The 16,133-nt window shown below is 40.7% G+C and carries 14 protein-coding genes; all 14 read right to left on the bottom strand.

The genetic code is table 11. From position 1 onward, the window contains the following. Window position 1 precedes the first annotated feature (1 nt). Complete coding sequence (gene miaB / locus ACQKKK_RS15125; protein ID WP_427616962.1) at window positions 2-1,546, bottom strand: tRNA (N6-isopentenyl adenosine(37)-C2)-methylthiotransferase MiaB; 1,545 nt, start codon at window positions 1,544-1,546, stop codon at window positions 2-4. A 387-nt stretch (window positions 1,547-1,933) separates the two neighbouring features. Beyond that, complete coding sequence (tdh, locus tag ACQKKK_RS15120; RefSeq protein ID WP_427617066.1) at window positions 1,934-2,974, bottom strand: L-threonine 3-dehydrogenase; 1,041 nt, start codon at window positions 2,972-2,974, stop codon at window positions 1,934-1,936. Between the two features lie 233 nt (window positions 2,975-3,207). Further along, the gene (locus ACQKKK_RS15115) at window positions 3,208-3,516 is read right to left on the bottom strand and encodes a hypothetical protein (protein WP_427616961.1); all 309 of its coding nucleotides are present in this window, start codon (window positions 3,514-3,516) and stop codon (window positions 3,208-3,210) included. A 115-nt stretch (window positions 3,517-3,631) separates the two neighbouring features. Then, on the bottom strand, window positions 3,632-4,498 hold the full coding sequence (locus ACQKKK_RS15110; RefSeq protein ID WP_057913339.1) for a 2-oxoacid:ferredoxin oxidoreductase subunit beta: 867 nt from the start codon (window positions 4,496-4,498) through the stop codon (window positions 3,632-3,634). Further along, on the bottom strand, window positions 4,485-6,242 hold the full coding sequence (locus ACQKKK_RS15105) for a 2-oxoacid:acceptor oxidoreductase subunit alpha (RefSeq protein ID WP_427616959.1): 1,758 nt from the start codon (window positions 6,240-6,242) through the stop codon (window positions 4,485-4,487). Before ACQKKK_RS15105 ends, ACQKKK_RS15110 begins: the two co-directional genes overlap by 14 nt. 215 nt (window positions 6,243-6,457) lie before the next feature. After that, window positions 6,458-7,393: a dipeptidase gene (locus ACQKKK_RS15100; RefSeq protein WP_427616957.1), complete on the bottom strand. Its 936-nt coding sequence runs from the start codon at window positions 7,391-7,393 to the stop codon at window positions 6,458-6,460. A gap of 138 nt (window positions 7,394-7,531) precedes the next feature. Then, on the bottom strand, window positions 7,532-7,792 hold the full coding sequence (spoVS, locus tag ACQKKK_RS15095; protein WP_029281188.1) for a stage V sporulation protein SpoVS: 261 nt from the start codon (window positions 7,790-7,792) through the stop codon (window positions 7,532-7,534). A gap of 180 nt (window positions 7,793-7,972) precedes the next feature. Continuing rightward, window positions 7,973-8,770, bottom strand: coding sequence for a TIGR00282 family metallophosphoesterase (locus tag ACQKKK_RS15090; RefSeq protein ID WP_427616955.1), 798 nt, complete (start codon window positions 8,768-8,770; stop codon window positions 7,973-7,975). A gap of 148 nt (window positions 8,771-8,918) precedes the next feature. Next, a complete protein-coding gene (gene rny, locus ACQKKK_RS15085; protein ID WP_289317097.1) occupies window positions 8,919-10,478 on the bottom strand; it encodes a ribonuclease Y in 1,560 nt (519 codons plus the stop codon). A gap of 350 nt (window positions 10,479-10,828) precedes the next feature. Further along, window positions 10,829-11,875 (bottom strand): recombinase RecA, encoded by a 1,047-nt coding sequence (gene recA / locus ACQKKK_RS15080; protein WP_061462474.1) that lies wholly within the window; start codon window positions 11,873-11,875, stop codon window positions 10,829-10,831. Between the two features lie 348 nt (window positions 11,876-12,223). After that, window positions 12,224-13,456 (bottom strand): competence/damage-inducible protein A, encoded by a 1,233-nt coding sequence (locus ACQKKK_RS15075; RefSeq protein ID WP_427617064.1) that lies wholly within the window; start codon window positions 13,454-13,456, stop codon window positions 12,224-12,226. 22 nt (window positions 13,457-13,478) lie between these two features. Beyond that, entirely contained in the window at window positions 13,479-14,063 is a 585-nt protein-coding gene (pgsA, locus tag ACQKKK_RS15070) for a CDP-diacylglycerol--glycerol-3-phosphate 3-phosphatidyltransferase (protein WP_427616952.1), read from the bottom strand. Window positions 14,064-14,222: 159 nt separating this feature from the next. Continuing rightward, window positions 14,223-15,131: a RodZ domain-containing protein gene (locus ACQKKK_RS15065; protein ID WP_427616950.1), complete on the bottom strand. Its 909-nt coding sequence runs from the start codon at window positions 15,129-15,131 to the stop codon at window positions 14,223-14,225. An 8-nt stretch (window positions 15,132-15,139) separates the two neighbouring features. Continuing rightward, complete coding sequence (locus ACQKKK_RS15060) at window positions 15,140-15,931, bottom strand: DUF3388 domain-containing protein (RefSeq protein ID WP_427616949.1); 792 nt, start codon at window positions 15,929-15,931, stop codon at window positions 15,140-15,142. Window positions 15,932-16,133 lie beyond the last annotated feature (202 nt).

The following is a 16,133-nucleotide window of genomic DNA, read 5'->3' as shown; positions in this document are numbered from 1 at the left end:
ATTACTCCACCTCAATCGCCGTTGCTTCTTCAACCATATCCCCATTTAATGACCATGTTTTCGTTCCAGTGATTTTCACTTTTACTATTTGGCCAATTGCTGATTTTGGTCCTTTGAAGTTCACGAGCTTATTTTTCGTTGTATAACCTGCTAATATTTCCGCATTCTTCTTACTTTCGCCTTCAACAAGCACTTCAACAATCTGTCCATCATACTCTTTCATTTTCAATGCACACGTTTCATTGACAAGGGCATTCAAGCGTTGCAGGCGTTCCTTTTTCACTTCCATCGGTACATTATCCTGCATTTTCGCAGCCGGTGTTCCCTCACGTGGTGAATAGATGTAAGTATATGCTGCATCGAAACCAACTTCACGGTATAAAGACATCGTTTCTTCAAAGTGCTCTTCCGTTTCATTCGGATAGCCTACAATGATGTCAGTTGTTAGCGATGCACTTGGGATAGCTTCCTTAATCTTCCTTACTAGCTCTAAATATTGTTCGCGTGTATATTTACGGGCCATGATTTTAAGTGTTTCCGTACTTCCCGATTGAACTGGAAGATGGATATGGTCAACGAGATTTCCGCCTTTAGCCAGCACTTCAATCAAGTGATCATCAAAGTCACGGGGATGGCTGGTCGTAAAACGAATACGCGGAATATCGATTTTGCGAATTTCATCCATCAAATCACCGAAACGATATTCAATATCCATAAAGTCTTTACCGTATGCATTCACATTCTGTCCAAGCAGGGTTATTTCCTTGTAACCCTGCGCCGCTAAATGACGGACTTCCTGTATGATATCTTCAGGTCTGCGGCTTCTTTCTTTACCCCTTGTGTAAGGTACGATGCAGTATGTACAAAACTTATCGCAGCCATACATGATATTGACCCATGCCTTCGTTTTGCCTTTACGCACTTTCGGTAGGTTCTCGATTACATCACCTTCTTTGGACCAAACCTCAATGACCATTTCCTTGGAAAGATAAGCTTCATTAAGAATTTGCGGCAGCCGGTGGATATTATGCGTTCCGAAAATCATATCTACAAAATGGTGCTTCTCTAGAATCCGCTTTACAACAGACTCCTCTTGTGACATACAACCGCAAACCCCAAGCAAAAGATCCGGCTTTTCCAATTTCAATGATTTCAAATGGCCTAATTCACCGAACACTTTATTCTCTGCGTTTTCCCGAATCGCACAAGTGTTAAGTAAAATGACGTTAGCATCATCCACCGTGTTTGTAGGCTCATAACCAAGTGCTGTAAAGATGCCCGCCATGACTTCTGTATCATGTTCGTTCATTTGACAGCCATATGTACGAATGTAAAACTTTTTGCCTTCTCCCATTCCACGGAAACCTTCAGGAATTGCAAAGTCATCATGGTATTCTACTTCTTCTTTTCCTCGCTTTTTCGCATCTTTTAGGGATGGCGGAATATAAACGGCTTGAAAGTACTTACTGAAGTCCTTATCGGATTTTTTGTCCGCTGAATTTTCAGCCTGTACTTGTTGTGATTCTAATCGTTGTTTCTCGTTCATAGTTAATCTCCTTTCAAAATAGTTAGTTTATTTCTTCACCAACTATTTCAAGACCTATCTTCTAATGGTTTTATACGGTTTTCTTTTTAAGAATTACCAGTAAATGTTAGTTGTTAAGTGTGATATATCCACATTAACTTAGTATAAAGCTTTTAACAGCAAGAAACAATCATTCTGTCGTGCCTTCTTCAATTGTAAGAAATTTTTCACAAACACGGAAAATAAGAACAAGAAAGAAGAGGCTTGATTCGTATATTCAATATGACGAAATTAGCCTCTTCTTCATCATTTATTGGATGATCCCTAGCCCCTTTTCGGACCTTTCAAATGCAAGCAATGCTATTTCCATTGATTCAAAATCCCTCATTTCCCTTCCTTTTCTGATGGTTAAGGGATCAGAAGCACCTTGCCACACTGACCTTTGATCATCAGTTCAAAACCCTTCTCAAAATCGCTTAGTGAAAATCGGTGCGTAATCATTGGTTTTACATCAACATTGCCACTCCCAAGCAAACTTGAAACCTGTTGCCAGGTTGAAAACATTTTCCTTCCGGTTATCCCTTGGACAGTAAGACCCTTGAATACAATATCTTCCGTTATATTAAGCGTAACCGGCTGAGAAGGCAGACTTAGAATTGATATCCTTCCACCATTCGTCGCCATCTTAAACCCTTGTTCAATAGCTGCAGGATTACCGCTCATTTCGCATACCACATCCACCCCATCCGAATTTGTGAGGTCTTTTGTGATTTCCAGTGGATTCTGATTAATTGAATGTATGAGGTCTGTAGCCCCCATCTTTTTGGCGAGCTGAAGCCGATAATCATTAATATCAAGAGCGATCACTTTATCGGCACCTGCAGCCTTTGCTACAGCAACTGCCATAAGCCCAATTGGACCACAGCCGATTATGGCCACCGCTTTACCCAGGACCTCTCCAGCAAGCACTGAATGAACGGCATTTCCCATCGGTTCTTGGATGGTAGCTATATCGAGTGGCATACCAATTGGATTTTTCCATAGATTCTTGGCGGGCAGTGCTATATACTCTGCAAAGCATCCCTGTTTATCGAGGCCGATAATATTTGTTTTTTTACAAATATGGAATTGCCCGGTTAAGCATTGCCTGCACGTACCGCAAACTATATGTGTTTCGGCAGATACACAATCACCAACTGAAACATTGCTCACATTTGCTCCTATCTCCATTACTTCCCCAGCAAATTCGTGTCCAAAAACGTATGGTGGATTCACTCTTCCCTGCGACCATTTATCCCATGTGAAAATATGAATATCTGTTCCACATATAGAGGTCATCTTTACTCGAATCAAGACCTCGTCCTCTCGAATATCTGGAATATCGACAACTTGTAATTGTGCCCCATATCCTCGGTGATGTTTGACGACTGCTTTCATTTTCCCTCTCAGCATATACACTCCCCCTGAAATAGGGCTGCTCTCACCTGCCTTAATATGTAAAGATATGAAAAACTAATTGAAAAAATACCTAATCGCCTTTGTACTGGTCTTTTGTACAAAAATAAAGTTGATTTTGGGGCATTCGTACATTTTTGTTAAATGGGTCATGTTTCTATAACATCTTGTCCGCTCTCGAATAAGATATCTTGTACAACAAAATAATTGAAGGAGTGACTTATATGTCATGTTCTGAAAACCAAAATCATGATCATCATGGTAACAGGAATAACGATAGAATCGCAGACGATTTTTGTCGTGCTGTGAGAGGCTGTAATAGGCGGGAAGGGAATCAGGAAAGCAATCGGGACCGCGAACAACACCATCACCACCATCATCATAACAACAACAACTGTTGTTGTAGAAGAAGGAATCGTTGTTGTTTCTTCGGTTTCGGTGGCGGTTTCGGTTGCGGTTGCGGTGGCCGTTGCGGTGGCCGTTGCGGTGGCGGTTGGGGCGGCGGTTATTAACCGTAACTTCGGCGGATGCAACAACGGTTGTTAAGCTAAGCCAGTCGTAAGTCTTCTAGCATGTGGCATATCTACTGGAGAGCCTAATCATTAACCACAAAAAAGGTTCACCCCATCTTAAGGGGTGAACCTTTTCACTTTACATAAATTCAGCAACAAGCTTATCAAAGTGCGCTTGATCCAGTGTCAAATCTGATTTATTTAACGCTTTTTCAGCATACCCTGGCACTAATTCCTGGTACGAAGGACGTGAAGAGTCTTGATAAATAATCCCTGTCACAAGGCTGTCATGTTTCATCAAAGTCTGCATGGCCTGTTCTTTATTTGATGAATCATAGCCTTCAATCGTGTTTAATTTAGTTAAGTTTTGTTTAAACCAATCATACGTATTAATCTTATTATATGTTACGCAAGGAGAGAAAACATTGATAAAGGAGAACCCTTTATGGTTTATCCCTGCTTCAATGATCGCTGTCAGGTCTTTCAAGTCAGTGGAAAAGCTTTGGGCGACAAACGTAGCGCCAGCTGACAAAGCTAATTCCATAGGTGAAACAGCCTGCTCAATTGATCCTTCTGGAGTGGATTTTGTCTTAAACCCAGCAGCTGATCGCGGAGAAGTCTGACCTTTTGTTAAACCATAAATTTGGTTATCCATGACAATATACGTAATATCAATATTACGACGGATTGCATGAATAGTATGTCCCATCCCGATTGCAAAACCATCTCCGTCACCGCCTGAAGCTATAACGGTCAATTCACGGTTGGCCATTTTCACTCCTTGGGCAATTGGCAGCGAGCGGCCATGGATTCCGTGGAAACCGTATGACTTGATGTAACCGGATATACGTCCTGAACAGCCGATACCGGAAACAACAGCCAGATTCTCCGGCTCCAATCCTACATTGGCTGCCGCACGCTGCATGGCAGCCTGAACGGAGAAATCTCCGCAGCCAGGGCACCAGTTAGGTTTTACATCATTACGAAACTCTTTAAACGTTGCCATATTCGAACATCTCCTTGCATTGTGTGTGAATTTCATGCGGGAGGAATGGGTTGCCATCATATTTTAGGATGCTTTTAATTTTATTAACATGTCCGACATTCATCTTGATAATATTAGCCAATTGTCCAGTCGCATTATTTTCAATAACTACTACTTTCTTAGCACTTTGCACCAACGGTAGGACTTCATCAGCGGGGAAAGGATGAATCAAACGGATATGCGCATGATTCACTTTCATTCCATCCGTTTCTAACCGGCCGATCGCTTCATCAATCGTCCCGCGTGTTGAGTTAAAGCCAAGAATTAATAAATCCGCTTCTTCATGCGGTGTGTTTTTGTATACTGGTGTTTGGAATGTGTTAGTTAAATTATTCAGCTTACGCATCCGTTTATCCATTTGCACTTTACGATTCAAAGCCGTCTCAGAAGGTCTGCCCGTTTCATCATGTTCAACACCTGTAACATGGTGAATTCCATTTTTCATACCAGGCACTACACGTGGTGAGACCCCGTCTTCCGTTACTTCATAACGCTTGAAGTAAGATTTGTTTTCAGACTCTTCAATTTCAAAGTCAACCAATTTTCCGCGTCTTATCTCCACTTTGCCATAATCAAGCGGCTGAACCGTTTGTTTACCTAATGATAGCTGTAGGTCGGATAAAACGATAACTGGGCATTGATATTCCTCTGCAAGATTGAATGCTTCTGCCGTATCATAAAAAGCTTCTTCGACTGTACTTGGAGCCATTACGATTTTAGGGATTTCACCATGAGTACCATAAATCATGGCCATTAAATCGGATTGCTCCTGTTTTGTAGGAAGTCCCGTAGATGGACCGCCACGCTGAGTATCGACAATGACAATTGGCGTCTCGGTAATGCCCGCTAAACCAATCGCTTCCATCTTCAAGGAAAGTCCAGGACCAGCTGAAGCAGTGATGGCACGTACACCGCCATAGTTTGCACCAATCGCCATTGTAGCTGCTGCGATTTCATCTTCAGTCTGTATGACCGTCCCACCCAATTGAGGAAGTTTTTTAATCAGGTATTCCATAATTTCCGAGGCCGGAGTAATCGGGTAAGCTGCCATGAAGCGGCAACCGCCTGCAACTGCACCTAGAGCGATAGCATCGTTCCCGATCATGAACAATCGTTTTTGGCCGTCTGCTTTTTCAAGCTCCATTGCGCCCAGTTTTTCTCCAAGCATCACTTCCATTGCCTTATAGCCTGAAGTAATGGCTTCCATATTTTTCTTTACGATTTCTTCACCTTTGCGGCCGAATATTTCATCAACCACATCGTTGAATACGGAAATTTCCATTCCTAGCACAGCACATGTCGCTCCGATAGCGACCATATTTTTCATTAAAGATGTTCCTAATTCGGCTGCTATTTCCGTAAATGGAACAATATATAATTCTGCCTTTGTATCTTCTGGGCAGACAGGTTTGAATTTTGCATCTGCGATAATGATGCCACCCTCATGTAATTCTTTATAATTGACGTCAATTGTTTCTTGGTCAAAAGCAACTAAGATGTCTAAATCATCAGAGATAGCACGAGTTTCCGTAGTACTTACACGAATTTTATTATTCGTGTGTCCACCCTTGATTCGGGATGAGAAATGACGGTAGCCATACAAGTAATAACCTAAGCGATTGAGGGCAATACAGAATATTTCTCCTGTACTTTCAATACCTTCACCTTGTTGTCCGCCAACTTTCCATGAAAGTTGATTGATCATGTCTTACACTCCTTTAGGACGTTCGTATATAAATGCATTTAACCGCACCTCCCTTCAGAACATTCGACTATGTATATTAATCGTTCTAATTAGGAAAGGTGTACTAAACGCTTTCAATTCTATCGGTTAAATCATTAAATTGCAACCTTTTTGCTTTTGTTTTTTATATTTTCAGAATATTTATTCATATCTATATAGTAAGAATTGAAAATCACTTAAGATAATTCCTGTTTAAGCGGAAAATTACGAGTGAAATTACCAAAAAGGAGACCTTTTACGAACTCACTTGAATAAAGCCTGTTAAGTTCATTGATAAAATTATGATAATCCTTATATGACATTAAATTTTCTACCATATGATCGATTCCATCGAAGTCAGACCCTAATCCAATTTGTCTTTCCCCGCCCAAACTGCATATATGTTCTATATGTTTCAAGATATCCTTTATCGAAGCCGATTCACCATTAGATAGGAATTGAGGGACAAAGGTTACCCCTATCACTCCATTTTTTTGCAAAAGTGCTTTTATCTGGCCGTCTTTTAAATTTCGCGGATTCGGACAAAGGTGATAGGCATTCGAATGGGAAGCAATTGGGAATTTTGCCTTCTTTAGGGTATCCCAAAATCCAGCTTCAGATAGATGGGATAAATCACACCAAATTGATTTCTCATTCAAAAGCGCGACCACCTCCGTTCCAAACCCTGTCAATCCGCCCCCTCTTGATTCTAATGCCCCATCTGCTACCAAGTTAGCGTAATTCCAAGTTAGACCTACAGAGGACACTCCAAGATGAATTAGTGTTTTCAGCTTCAACAAATCATTTCCAATGCAATCGCAACCCTCTAAGGTTAGCATCGCACCGATTTCCTTTTCTTTTAGAAAATCGATGTCTGCTTTGGTCTTTATAAATTTCATTTCCGGCTCTGATAAAATCTTTTCATGAAAAATATCCACCATCGCCAAAGCCGCTTGAAATCTCATATCCGGGTGGACATTCTCTGGAATATAAATCGCAAAGCATTGGACTTTTCCTCCTTCATCCAATAACCCCCGCTTTGTTATATGTAATTTATCACTATCTAAAAAAGAAATATCCGGATCTTTGAACATCTTCATCAACACATCACAATGTGCATCAAAAATCGCCAATGTAATCCCCCTTCCTATCCTTATCTATTTAAATATCATACATTCCATTATAAAGTGATTTCGATTTTTCGTCATTTGGATTTCAGGACAAAAAAGAGCCTGCTCGCCATCTGACAAACAGGACACCCACCCATGAAATTATCTTGGTTCAATGATTAGCTTTATAGCCGTTCGTTCTTCGCCATCAATAAGTATATCTGTAAAGGCAGGAATACAAATCAAGTCAACTCCACTAGGTGCGACAAACCCTCTTGCGATTGCTACTGCCTTGACGGCTTGATTTAACGCACCTGCACCGATTGCCTGAATTTCGGCTGCTCCTCTTTCTCTGAGCACTCCCGCTAGTGCGCCTGCTACAGAATTAGGATTAGATTTTGCTGAAACCTTTAATATTTCCATTCCTAGTCCTCCTTGTTTTCCCTGCCGATTATAATCTTTGGCTCAATAGTTATAACACTTTCCACTGCTACTATATTCATCAAGTAAAACTTGTATGACAAAGAAAACCTGGATTGTCCACCATTTATTAAAGAACGAAAAAAATGGATGGAAAGTCATTTGACTGTCCATCCATTCAAATCAATTATCAAAGGGATGATCTTCGTTAATCAATATTCTTTCAATTTTTTTAGCTTTGCCAGTTTTATCATCAATTTCAAGGTGAACCCCACTTAATAGCGTCCGCCCCTCTTTAGGCACTTCGAAACGAACAGGAAGGCTAGTTAGGAACCGGTGGATTACTGCCTCTCTTTCCATACCAAGGATGCCATCATACGGTCCTGTCATGCCTACATCTGATATGTAAGCGGTGCCAGCAGGTAAAATACGGTTATCGGCTGTCTGGACGTGTGTGTGTGTACCAACAACGGCTGTAACCTTCCCATCCAGGAACCACCCCATAGCTTGCTTTTCACTTGTAGCCTCTCCGTGAAAATCAACAAAAATGATTGGTGTCCTTTTTTGAGCCTCCGCCACTAGTTCTTCCGCCTTTTTGAACGGACAATCCAAGTCCGGCATGAACGTTCTAGCCTGCAAATTGATGACCGCTATTTCCTGTTGATTCAATTTTAAAAATTTCATTCCATCGCCAGGTGCTCCGTCCGGAAAGTTCGCTGGCCGAACGAGATATTTCGCTTCATCAATAAAATTGAAAATGTCGCGATTATCCCATGTATGGTTTCCCATGGTCACTGCCTGCGCTCCCCACTCTAAAAAACTACGGTAAATCTTTTCTGTAATTCCCCGGCCACTTGCAGCATTTTCCCCATTGATGACCGTGATATGCGGTCGATACTTTTCTTTTAACTTAGGAAGGTATTCTTGGATCATATCACGACCAGGAGACCCTACGACATCTCCAATAAATAGCAATTTCATTGTAAAACCCTTTCTAGATTCACATTTATAATTATGGATTATTCAAGTATGTATTGTAACATAATATGGGGTCATTATAGGAATCACGATTAATATTAGAAAAAGAAAAAACGAAGTGGTTTGCACCACTTCGTCTTTCATTATCAATTTATTTGGCGTATTCGACTGCTCTTGTTTCACGGATGACCGTGACTTTTATATGACCTGGGTAATCGAGCTCTTCTTCAATCCTTTTCCGGATATCACGAGCGAGACGATGGGCCGAAAGGTCATCAATTTGCTCTGGTTTCACTAGAATCCGTACTTCTCGTCCGGCTTGAATCGCAAATGATTTTTCCACTCCATCATAGGATTCGGAAATCTCCTCAAGTTTTTCAAGTCTTCTAATGTAATTTTCAAGCGTTTCACTTCTAGCACCCGGTCTTGCAGCTGATAATGCATCAGCGGCAGCTACAAGCACTGAAATGATGGAAGTTGGTTCAGTATCACCATGATGGGAAGCGATGCTGTTAATGACAGTTGGATGCTCTTTATATTTGGTTGCTAATTCAACGCCAATTTCAACGTGACTGCCTTCCACTTCATGGTCAATCGCTTTCCCAATATCATGCAATAAACCTGCACGGCGGGCAAGAACTTCATCCTCACCAAGCTCTGCGGCCAGTAAACCTGAAAGCTGGGCCACTTCAATTGAATGCTTAAGTACGTTTTGCCCATAACTGGTACGGAACTTCAAACGTCCTAGTATTTTGATAAGATCTGGATGGAGACCGTGAACTCCAACTTCAAAAGTTGTTTGTTCACCAATTTCACGAATATGTTCATCCACCTCACGTCTTGCTTTGTCAACCATTTCTTCAATTCGAGCCGGATGGATCCGTCCGTCCTGAACAAGTTTTTCAAGAGCCAAGCGTGCCGTTTCCCGTCTAATTGGATCAAATCCAGATAAAATGACAGCTTCAGGAGTATCATCAATAATAAGGTCAATACCTGTTAGCGTTTCTAACGTCCGGATATTTCGTCCTTCACGTCCGATTATCCGTCCTTTCATTTCATCGTTTGGAAGATTCACTACAGAAACGGTGGTTTCTGCAACATGATCAGCCGCACAACGCTGAATGGCAAGAGAAAGAACTTCTTTTGCTTTTTTATCAGCTTCTTCTTTGGCACGGGTATCACTTTCTTTAATCATAAGCGCTACATCGTGAGCCAGTTCGTTTTCCATTCGGTCTATAATGATTGCTTTAGCTTCTTCTCGAGTTAAACCGGAAACACGTTCAAGCTCTGTTTGCTGCTTACGAACCGTCTCGTCCACTTTGCTTTCCATCTCTTCAATATGCTGTTGTCTTTGGTTTAGAGAATCTTCTTTTTTCTCCAATAGGCTTTCACGTTTGTCTAACGTTTCATCCTTTCGGTCCAGATTCTCTTCTCTTTGCAATAACCGATTTTCTTGTTTTTGTAATTCGTTCCTTCTTTCACGGGATTCCCGATCGGAATCAGAACGAACTTTATGAATTTCATCTTTTGCTTCCAATAAGGCTTCTTTCTTAAGAGCTTCCGCTTCACGTTTTGCATCCTCAAGGATGTGTTCTGCAGAGCCCTTTGCCCCTGCTATTTTACTCTCAAATTTTGATTTGTGAATAAAATAACCAACAACTGCACCGACGATTAGGCCAAGCAAAGTGAAGATGATTGTCATGGGTTCCATCGTTTCACCTCCCCTTGCTATGAACTTTTTACATAAAATGTTGAACTGTCGGCAAGTACATTGCACATAAATTCAATATACAGCACTTAATTTTCAAAATTTTAGTTTGAAAAATTGTAAAATATACATATTAATTGTATAGTTGAGAATTTTTATTGTCAAGCGTTTGTCCCTTATGTATCAATGATTATTCAAGTTTTCTTTATATGAACCATCATTAAGCACAGCATTCATTATGGAAAATGTCTGTAAATCTGTTTTCACAGCCATTTAACCCGCTGAAAATTTCGCATTTTTCTCACAATATATAGAAAAGGCCTAAGCGAACAAGCTTAGACCTTTTCCTACCATTAATCAAGTAATTCAAAATGTTCTTCTGTTTCATTTTCTTCTGGTGGCAATTCATGCTCTCCATCAAGATTATAGTGATCTCTGATTTTCTGAGAAATTTCCAGAGCGATATCCTGATTTTCTTTCAAGAATAGCTTCGCATTTTCGCGGCCTTGTCCGACACGCTCTTCATTGTATGAGTACCATGAGCCGCTTTTAAGGACGATATCAAGATCTGCACCCATATCGATGATTTCACCTTCCTGAGAAATCCCTTGACCATACATGATGTCAACTTCTGCTTGACGGAATGGAGGGGCAACCTTGTTTTTTACAACTTTGATTTTAGTTTTATTACCGACAATTTCATTACCTTGTTTTAATTGTTCCGCACGGCGCACTTCCAGACGAACAGTTGAATAGAACTTCAATGCCCGGCCTCCCGGAGTCGTTTCTGGGTTCCCAAACATAACACCAATTTTTTCACGGACTTGGTTAATGAAAATGGCAATGGTGTTTGATTTATTAATGGCACCAGACAGTTTTCTAAGTGCCTGAGACATCATCCGGGCTTGAAGACCCATATGGGAATCTCCCATTTCACCCTCGATTTCAGCTTTAGGAACAAGTGCCGCAACCGAATCAATGACTATGATATCTACCGCTCCACTTCGAACTAACGCTTCGGCGATCTCTAAGGCTTGTTCACCCGTATCAGGCTGTGAAAGCAGTAACTCATCAATATTCACACCAAGTTTTTCTGAATATGCTGGATCTAGAGCATGCTCGGCATCAATGAATGCAGCCGTGCCACCAGTCTTTTGTACTTCTGCAATAGCATGTAATGCAACAGTCGTTTTACCGGAGCTTTCAGGTCCATATATCTCAATAACCCGGCCTCTTGGATATCCGCCTACTCCCAATGCTACGTCCAATGCTAAAGAACCGCTTGAAATCGTTGAAATCCTTCGATCAGACTGTTCCCCAAGTTTCATAATAGAACCTTTACCAAATTGTTTTTCAATTTGTTTTAACGCCATATCTAAAGCCGCTTGACGATCACTCACTCAATTTCCTCCTCTATATTCAAATAATCGGCTGTCCGATTAAAGGTGTTCTTACGTTAGCAATTATTTGAGATCAAGGTTTGTATCCTATCTCAAAACCTATCTTTACTATATACTCTTTTTACTATTTTGCCAAGCAAAAAGTCGAACATTCATTCGTTTTTTTCTTTCGGGATATTCTTTATAAAATAGCATTTTATCTTGAGGAAATCCCCATTTCCTTTCACTTACTCGCTTTAAAATTTTTTTTCATTGAATTAACTTTTTTCTTTTTCCCCGTTTTTTCAAGAAACAAACTTCTTCAACCAAATAAAAAAGCAGAGCCGTAAAAAGCCCTGCTTTTAGCGTTTATAAATCTCTTAATAAGTAATGACAGCCGTACTTCACACTGCGAATACGGTTCTGCGCCCTGCTTCCGGAAAGATTCAACTCTTTGAAATGAGTCTTGCCATCCCGATAAGAAATGCCAATGAATACTGTACCAACAGGCTTGCCTTCCTGTTCATCCGGTCCTGCGACACCCGTAAAGCTTATGCCTACGTCTGCATCGAGCTTTTTCCGGACATTAGAAGCCATTACCATTGCACACTCACCGCTGACCACCCCGTGCTCAGAGATGGTATCATCACTGACGCCAAGTACATTCGACTTCGCATCATTCGTATAACTGACAATGCCGCCTTTGAAAACTTTACCGGCCCCCGGGATGGTTGTCAGCTGTTCTTGGAACATCCCACCTGTCAAGCTTTCGGCTGCCGCAATTGAAAGCTTGCGGACCGTTAATTCTTTTACAAGTTCCTTTATTAGCGAGGTATTATCACTTCCATAATAGAACTTACCTACCCGGCTAAGGATTTCTTTTTCCGCTTCTAAAATAAGCTCTTCGCATTTTTCTTTGGATGAGTCTTTAGCGGTAATTCTTAACGTCACTTCCCCTTCGGCTGCCAGCGGAGCAATTGTCGGATTCGTTTGATTGACAAGAAGATCTTCAATAACCGTTTCCAGTTCGGCTTCACCTATCCCGTAGAACCGAAGAACCTTGGAATCGATCCGTTCGTGCTTATCCAATTTATTCATGATCGATTCATAACCATAACTTAAAAACATCGGCTCCATTTCACTTGGCGGACCAGGTAGAAGCATATATGTAATCCCGGATTTGGACAAGACCATTCCCGGTGCCATGCCATGATCGTTGGCCAACACTTCACTGCCCTCCAAAACAAGGGCCTGCTTCTTGTTGTTTTCCGTCATCGGCCGGTCCCGTTTTTGGAAGTAAGCTTCAATGGATTGCAAAGCGTCATCATTAAAAACAAGCTTTTTCCCTATATGGCGAGCAATCGTTTCCTTCGTTAAATCATCTTTGGTAGGTCCGAGTCCACCTGTAAAGACAATCAAGTTCGCCCTTGATTCAGCGATTTCTATAGCTTGTTGTAAACGACGGTCGTTATCCCCGACTACAGTATGGTAAAAAACATTGATTCCCATTTCCGCAAACTGCTGCGATAAGAATCTTCCATTAGTGTTATTGATTTGTCCTAAAAGAAGCTCAGAGCCCACTGCAATGATTTCTGCATCCATCTTTTCAAAACCACCATTCGTTTTACTTGGAATCAACAAATACTTCTTTGTTTTTTATAAAATAATCCAAACCTGACCATATTGTAAAGATTAATGCAATCCATAATGCGATATTAGCAAATGGAAGTGAAATGAGGGCAAATGGAAGGTTATGCAGCAATAATGCTGAAATAGAAACAATTTGTGCCCATGTTTTAATTTTTCCAAGCTGGTTCGCTGCAACCACTTCCCCTGTACCCGCTAGTACCAAACGCAAACCGGTCACAGCAAATTCACGACTAATGATCACGATAGCAATCCAAGATTGGCCGTACATTAAATCCAGATCAACCAATACAATTAGGGCAGCCGAAACCAGAAGCTTATCAGCCAATGGATCTAAAAATTTCCCTAAATCAGTAATCATATTATATTTTCTGGCAAAATGGCCATCGATCCAATCAGTAGTAGAAGCGATGATAAAGAGGATGGCACCAGCTAAATGCGCCACTGGCAAACTGTATTCTCCCCAAGTCAGCGTCCCCCAAGAAAAAGGAACGAGCATGATGATTAAAAATACTGGTATTAAACAGATTCTTGCTACTGTAATCTTATTAGGCAGATTCAAAACTTTTACCTCCAAAATTTACGCCTGCCTTTATGGCAATGCGTTATAGATCTAAAATAATGCATATATGTATAATTTAATCTAAAAACCAATCTTATGCCAGGTGAGCAAATCCCGTCTTAATATTGTATAGAGAAAAAATAGTCATCTATAAGATGACTATTCGGCTTTCGTAAATTGTATCGTTACCAATTGCGTATTCACTTCAGTCGGTGAAATGGAATACTCCAGCTTCTCATCATTCACAAAAATTTCAGTTTCATACGCTCTGCCAATAGTGATGACAGCTTCTTTTTCATTGGTGAAATCAATTTCCTGGCTTTCATTATTGTCGATGGTGCCCTGGAAAAGTAATTTACCTTCACCATTTTTTATGCCTACCCATGGTGAACCTTTGGAAGTCACCTTTAATTTAAATGTATCCGTATTTTTCAATTCATACGTACTATTTTTACCGCTGGAACTGATGACTGCAAGCTTTTGCTCTTTCTTTTCATCTTTAACATCTGCTTCATCTTTATTCTTCGAATCAGATGAATCTGATTTTTCTTCATTCTGTTTCTTGTCGTCATTCTCTCCTTTTTCGGTAAACCCATCACTTTTATTGTAGCCCACAGCTTCGTTCTGTTTAGCGCCCTTTTTATCATCAATATCTGGCTTACTCATATAGTTCGATACCAGGACCCATATCAATACGGCCGCACCAATGACTAAAACGGCAGCCAGGATCTTAGGTAACATTTCTACAACCTTGGAATTCCCTGCCGGCATCGTTTTCCGGGATTGGACCCTTGAAAGCTGTTCTGGCAATTCCTCGCTATAGACTGAAGGCACTTCACTCTTATATTGTTCGAAAATCTCTTCTGAATCCAGCCCGACCGCTTCACAATATTGCTTTATGAATGCCCGTACATAGAACTTTCCAGGCATCATACTGTAATTACCCTCTTCAATGCCAATGAGGTAACGCTTTTGAATCTTCGTTAATTCCTGTAAATGTTCTAGGCTAAGCCCTTTGGCTTCCCTAGCTTCCTTTAATCGATTACCTAACTCAGTCAAATAAAACACCTGCCATTTTAAAAGTCAAAGGAGCCAAAATCGGACCCTGAAAACTGGTCTTTTTGGTCGACAACTTCATATGTTATTTCTTCATCTGGATTGTTTCGCAATTCAATAATATAATCAAAGTCTTCGAGAGTATACTCCGTATTTTGGACAAAAACATCCGGGTGTTCGATGACTTTAACCGCATCAAGCCTCATGATTTCGCGAATCAACTGCCAATGACGCTCATTTGCACGGCGTGTGGAAACAATTCCATCTAAAATGAACAAATTATCATTATTATATTCATCATCAATAAGCTGACTGCGAATAGTCTGCTTTAAAAGGGTCGATGACACAAACAACCATCTCTTATTAGCACATACACTCGAGGCTACGATAGATTCAGTTTTTCCGACACGTGGCATACCCCGTATCCCGATTAATTTATGACCTTCCTGTTTAAATAGCTCGGCCAAGAAATCGACAAGTAAGCCTAGTTCATCACGTACAAACCTAAAGGTGTTTTTCTCATCAGCATCGCGCTGAATATACCTTCCATGCCTGACAGCGAGACGGTCACGCAATTTAGGTTCCCTAAGCTTAATGACCTTTATCGTATCCATCGTATGGAGGATTGATTCGAATCTTTCAATGTTACGGCTATCTTTCGCCATCAAAAGTAAACCACGCCTGCCTTCATCGACTCCGTTAATAGTGATGATATTGATGGACAGCATACCCAGCAGGGATGAAATATCCCCTAATAAACCTGGACGGTTGACTTGAATTTCATATTCAAAATACCATTCTTTATTCTCCACGATAACACTCCTTAAGCCTAAAAGCTTTTACGGGCAAAACTTATCCATCGTAAATTTCAAGGTCTGCACCCATTAATTATTATTGTCTAGCTTCTATAATATAGCATTTCGTGATAAGTTAAAAGGAAAAAACCCTATAAAAAGTATTCATTTTTATATAGGGGGATAAATTGTGATCAATATCAATCCAAAGGCCCTGTTA

Origin of the sequence: Peribacillus sp. NPDC006672 (genome assembly GCF_050274955.1) — a bacterium.
Lineage (GTDB): Bacteria > Bacillota > Bacilli > Bacillales > DSM-1321 > Peribacillus.
Note: the sequence above shows the minus strand (reverse complement) of the source record. Positions and strands in the feature narration are given on the sequence as shown.

What these genes read in the sequence shown, in the direction of transcription:
- miaB (WP_427616962.1), bottom strand. Translation starts at nt 1,546, where the DNA reads ATGAACGAGAAACAACGATTAGAATCACAACAAGTACAGGCTGAAAAT.
- ACQKKK_RS15110 (WP_057913339.1), bottom strand. Translation starts at nt 4,498, where the DNA reads ATGGCAACGTTTAAAGAGTTTCGTAATGATGTAAAACCTAACTGGTGC.
- ACQKKK_RS15105 (WP_427616959.1), bottom strand. Translation starts at nt 6,242, where the DNA reads ATGATCAATCAACTTTCATGGAAAGTTGGCGGACAACAAGGTGAAGGT.
- spoVS (WP_029281188.1), bottom strand. Translation starts at nt 7,792, where the DNA reads ATGGAAATATTAAAGGTTTCAGCAAAATCTAATCCTAATTCTGTAGCA.
- ACQKKK_RS15090 (WP_427616955.1), bottom strand. Translation starts at nt 8,770, where the DNA reads ATGAAATTGCTATTTATTGGAGATGTCGTAGGGTCTCCTGGTCGTGAT.
- rny (WP_289317097.1), bottom strand. Translation starts at nt 10,478, where the DNA reads ATGGAACCCATGACAATCATCTTCACTTTGCTTGGCCTAATCGTCGGT.
- ACQKKK_RS15075 (WP_427617064.1), bottom strand. Translation starts at nt 13,456, where the DNA reads ATGGATGCAGAAATCATTGCAGTGGGCTCTGAGCTTCTTTTAGGACAA.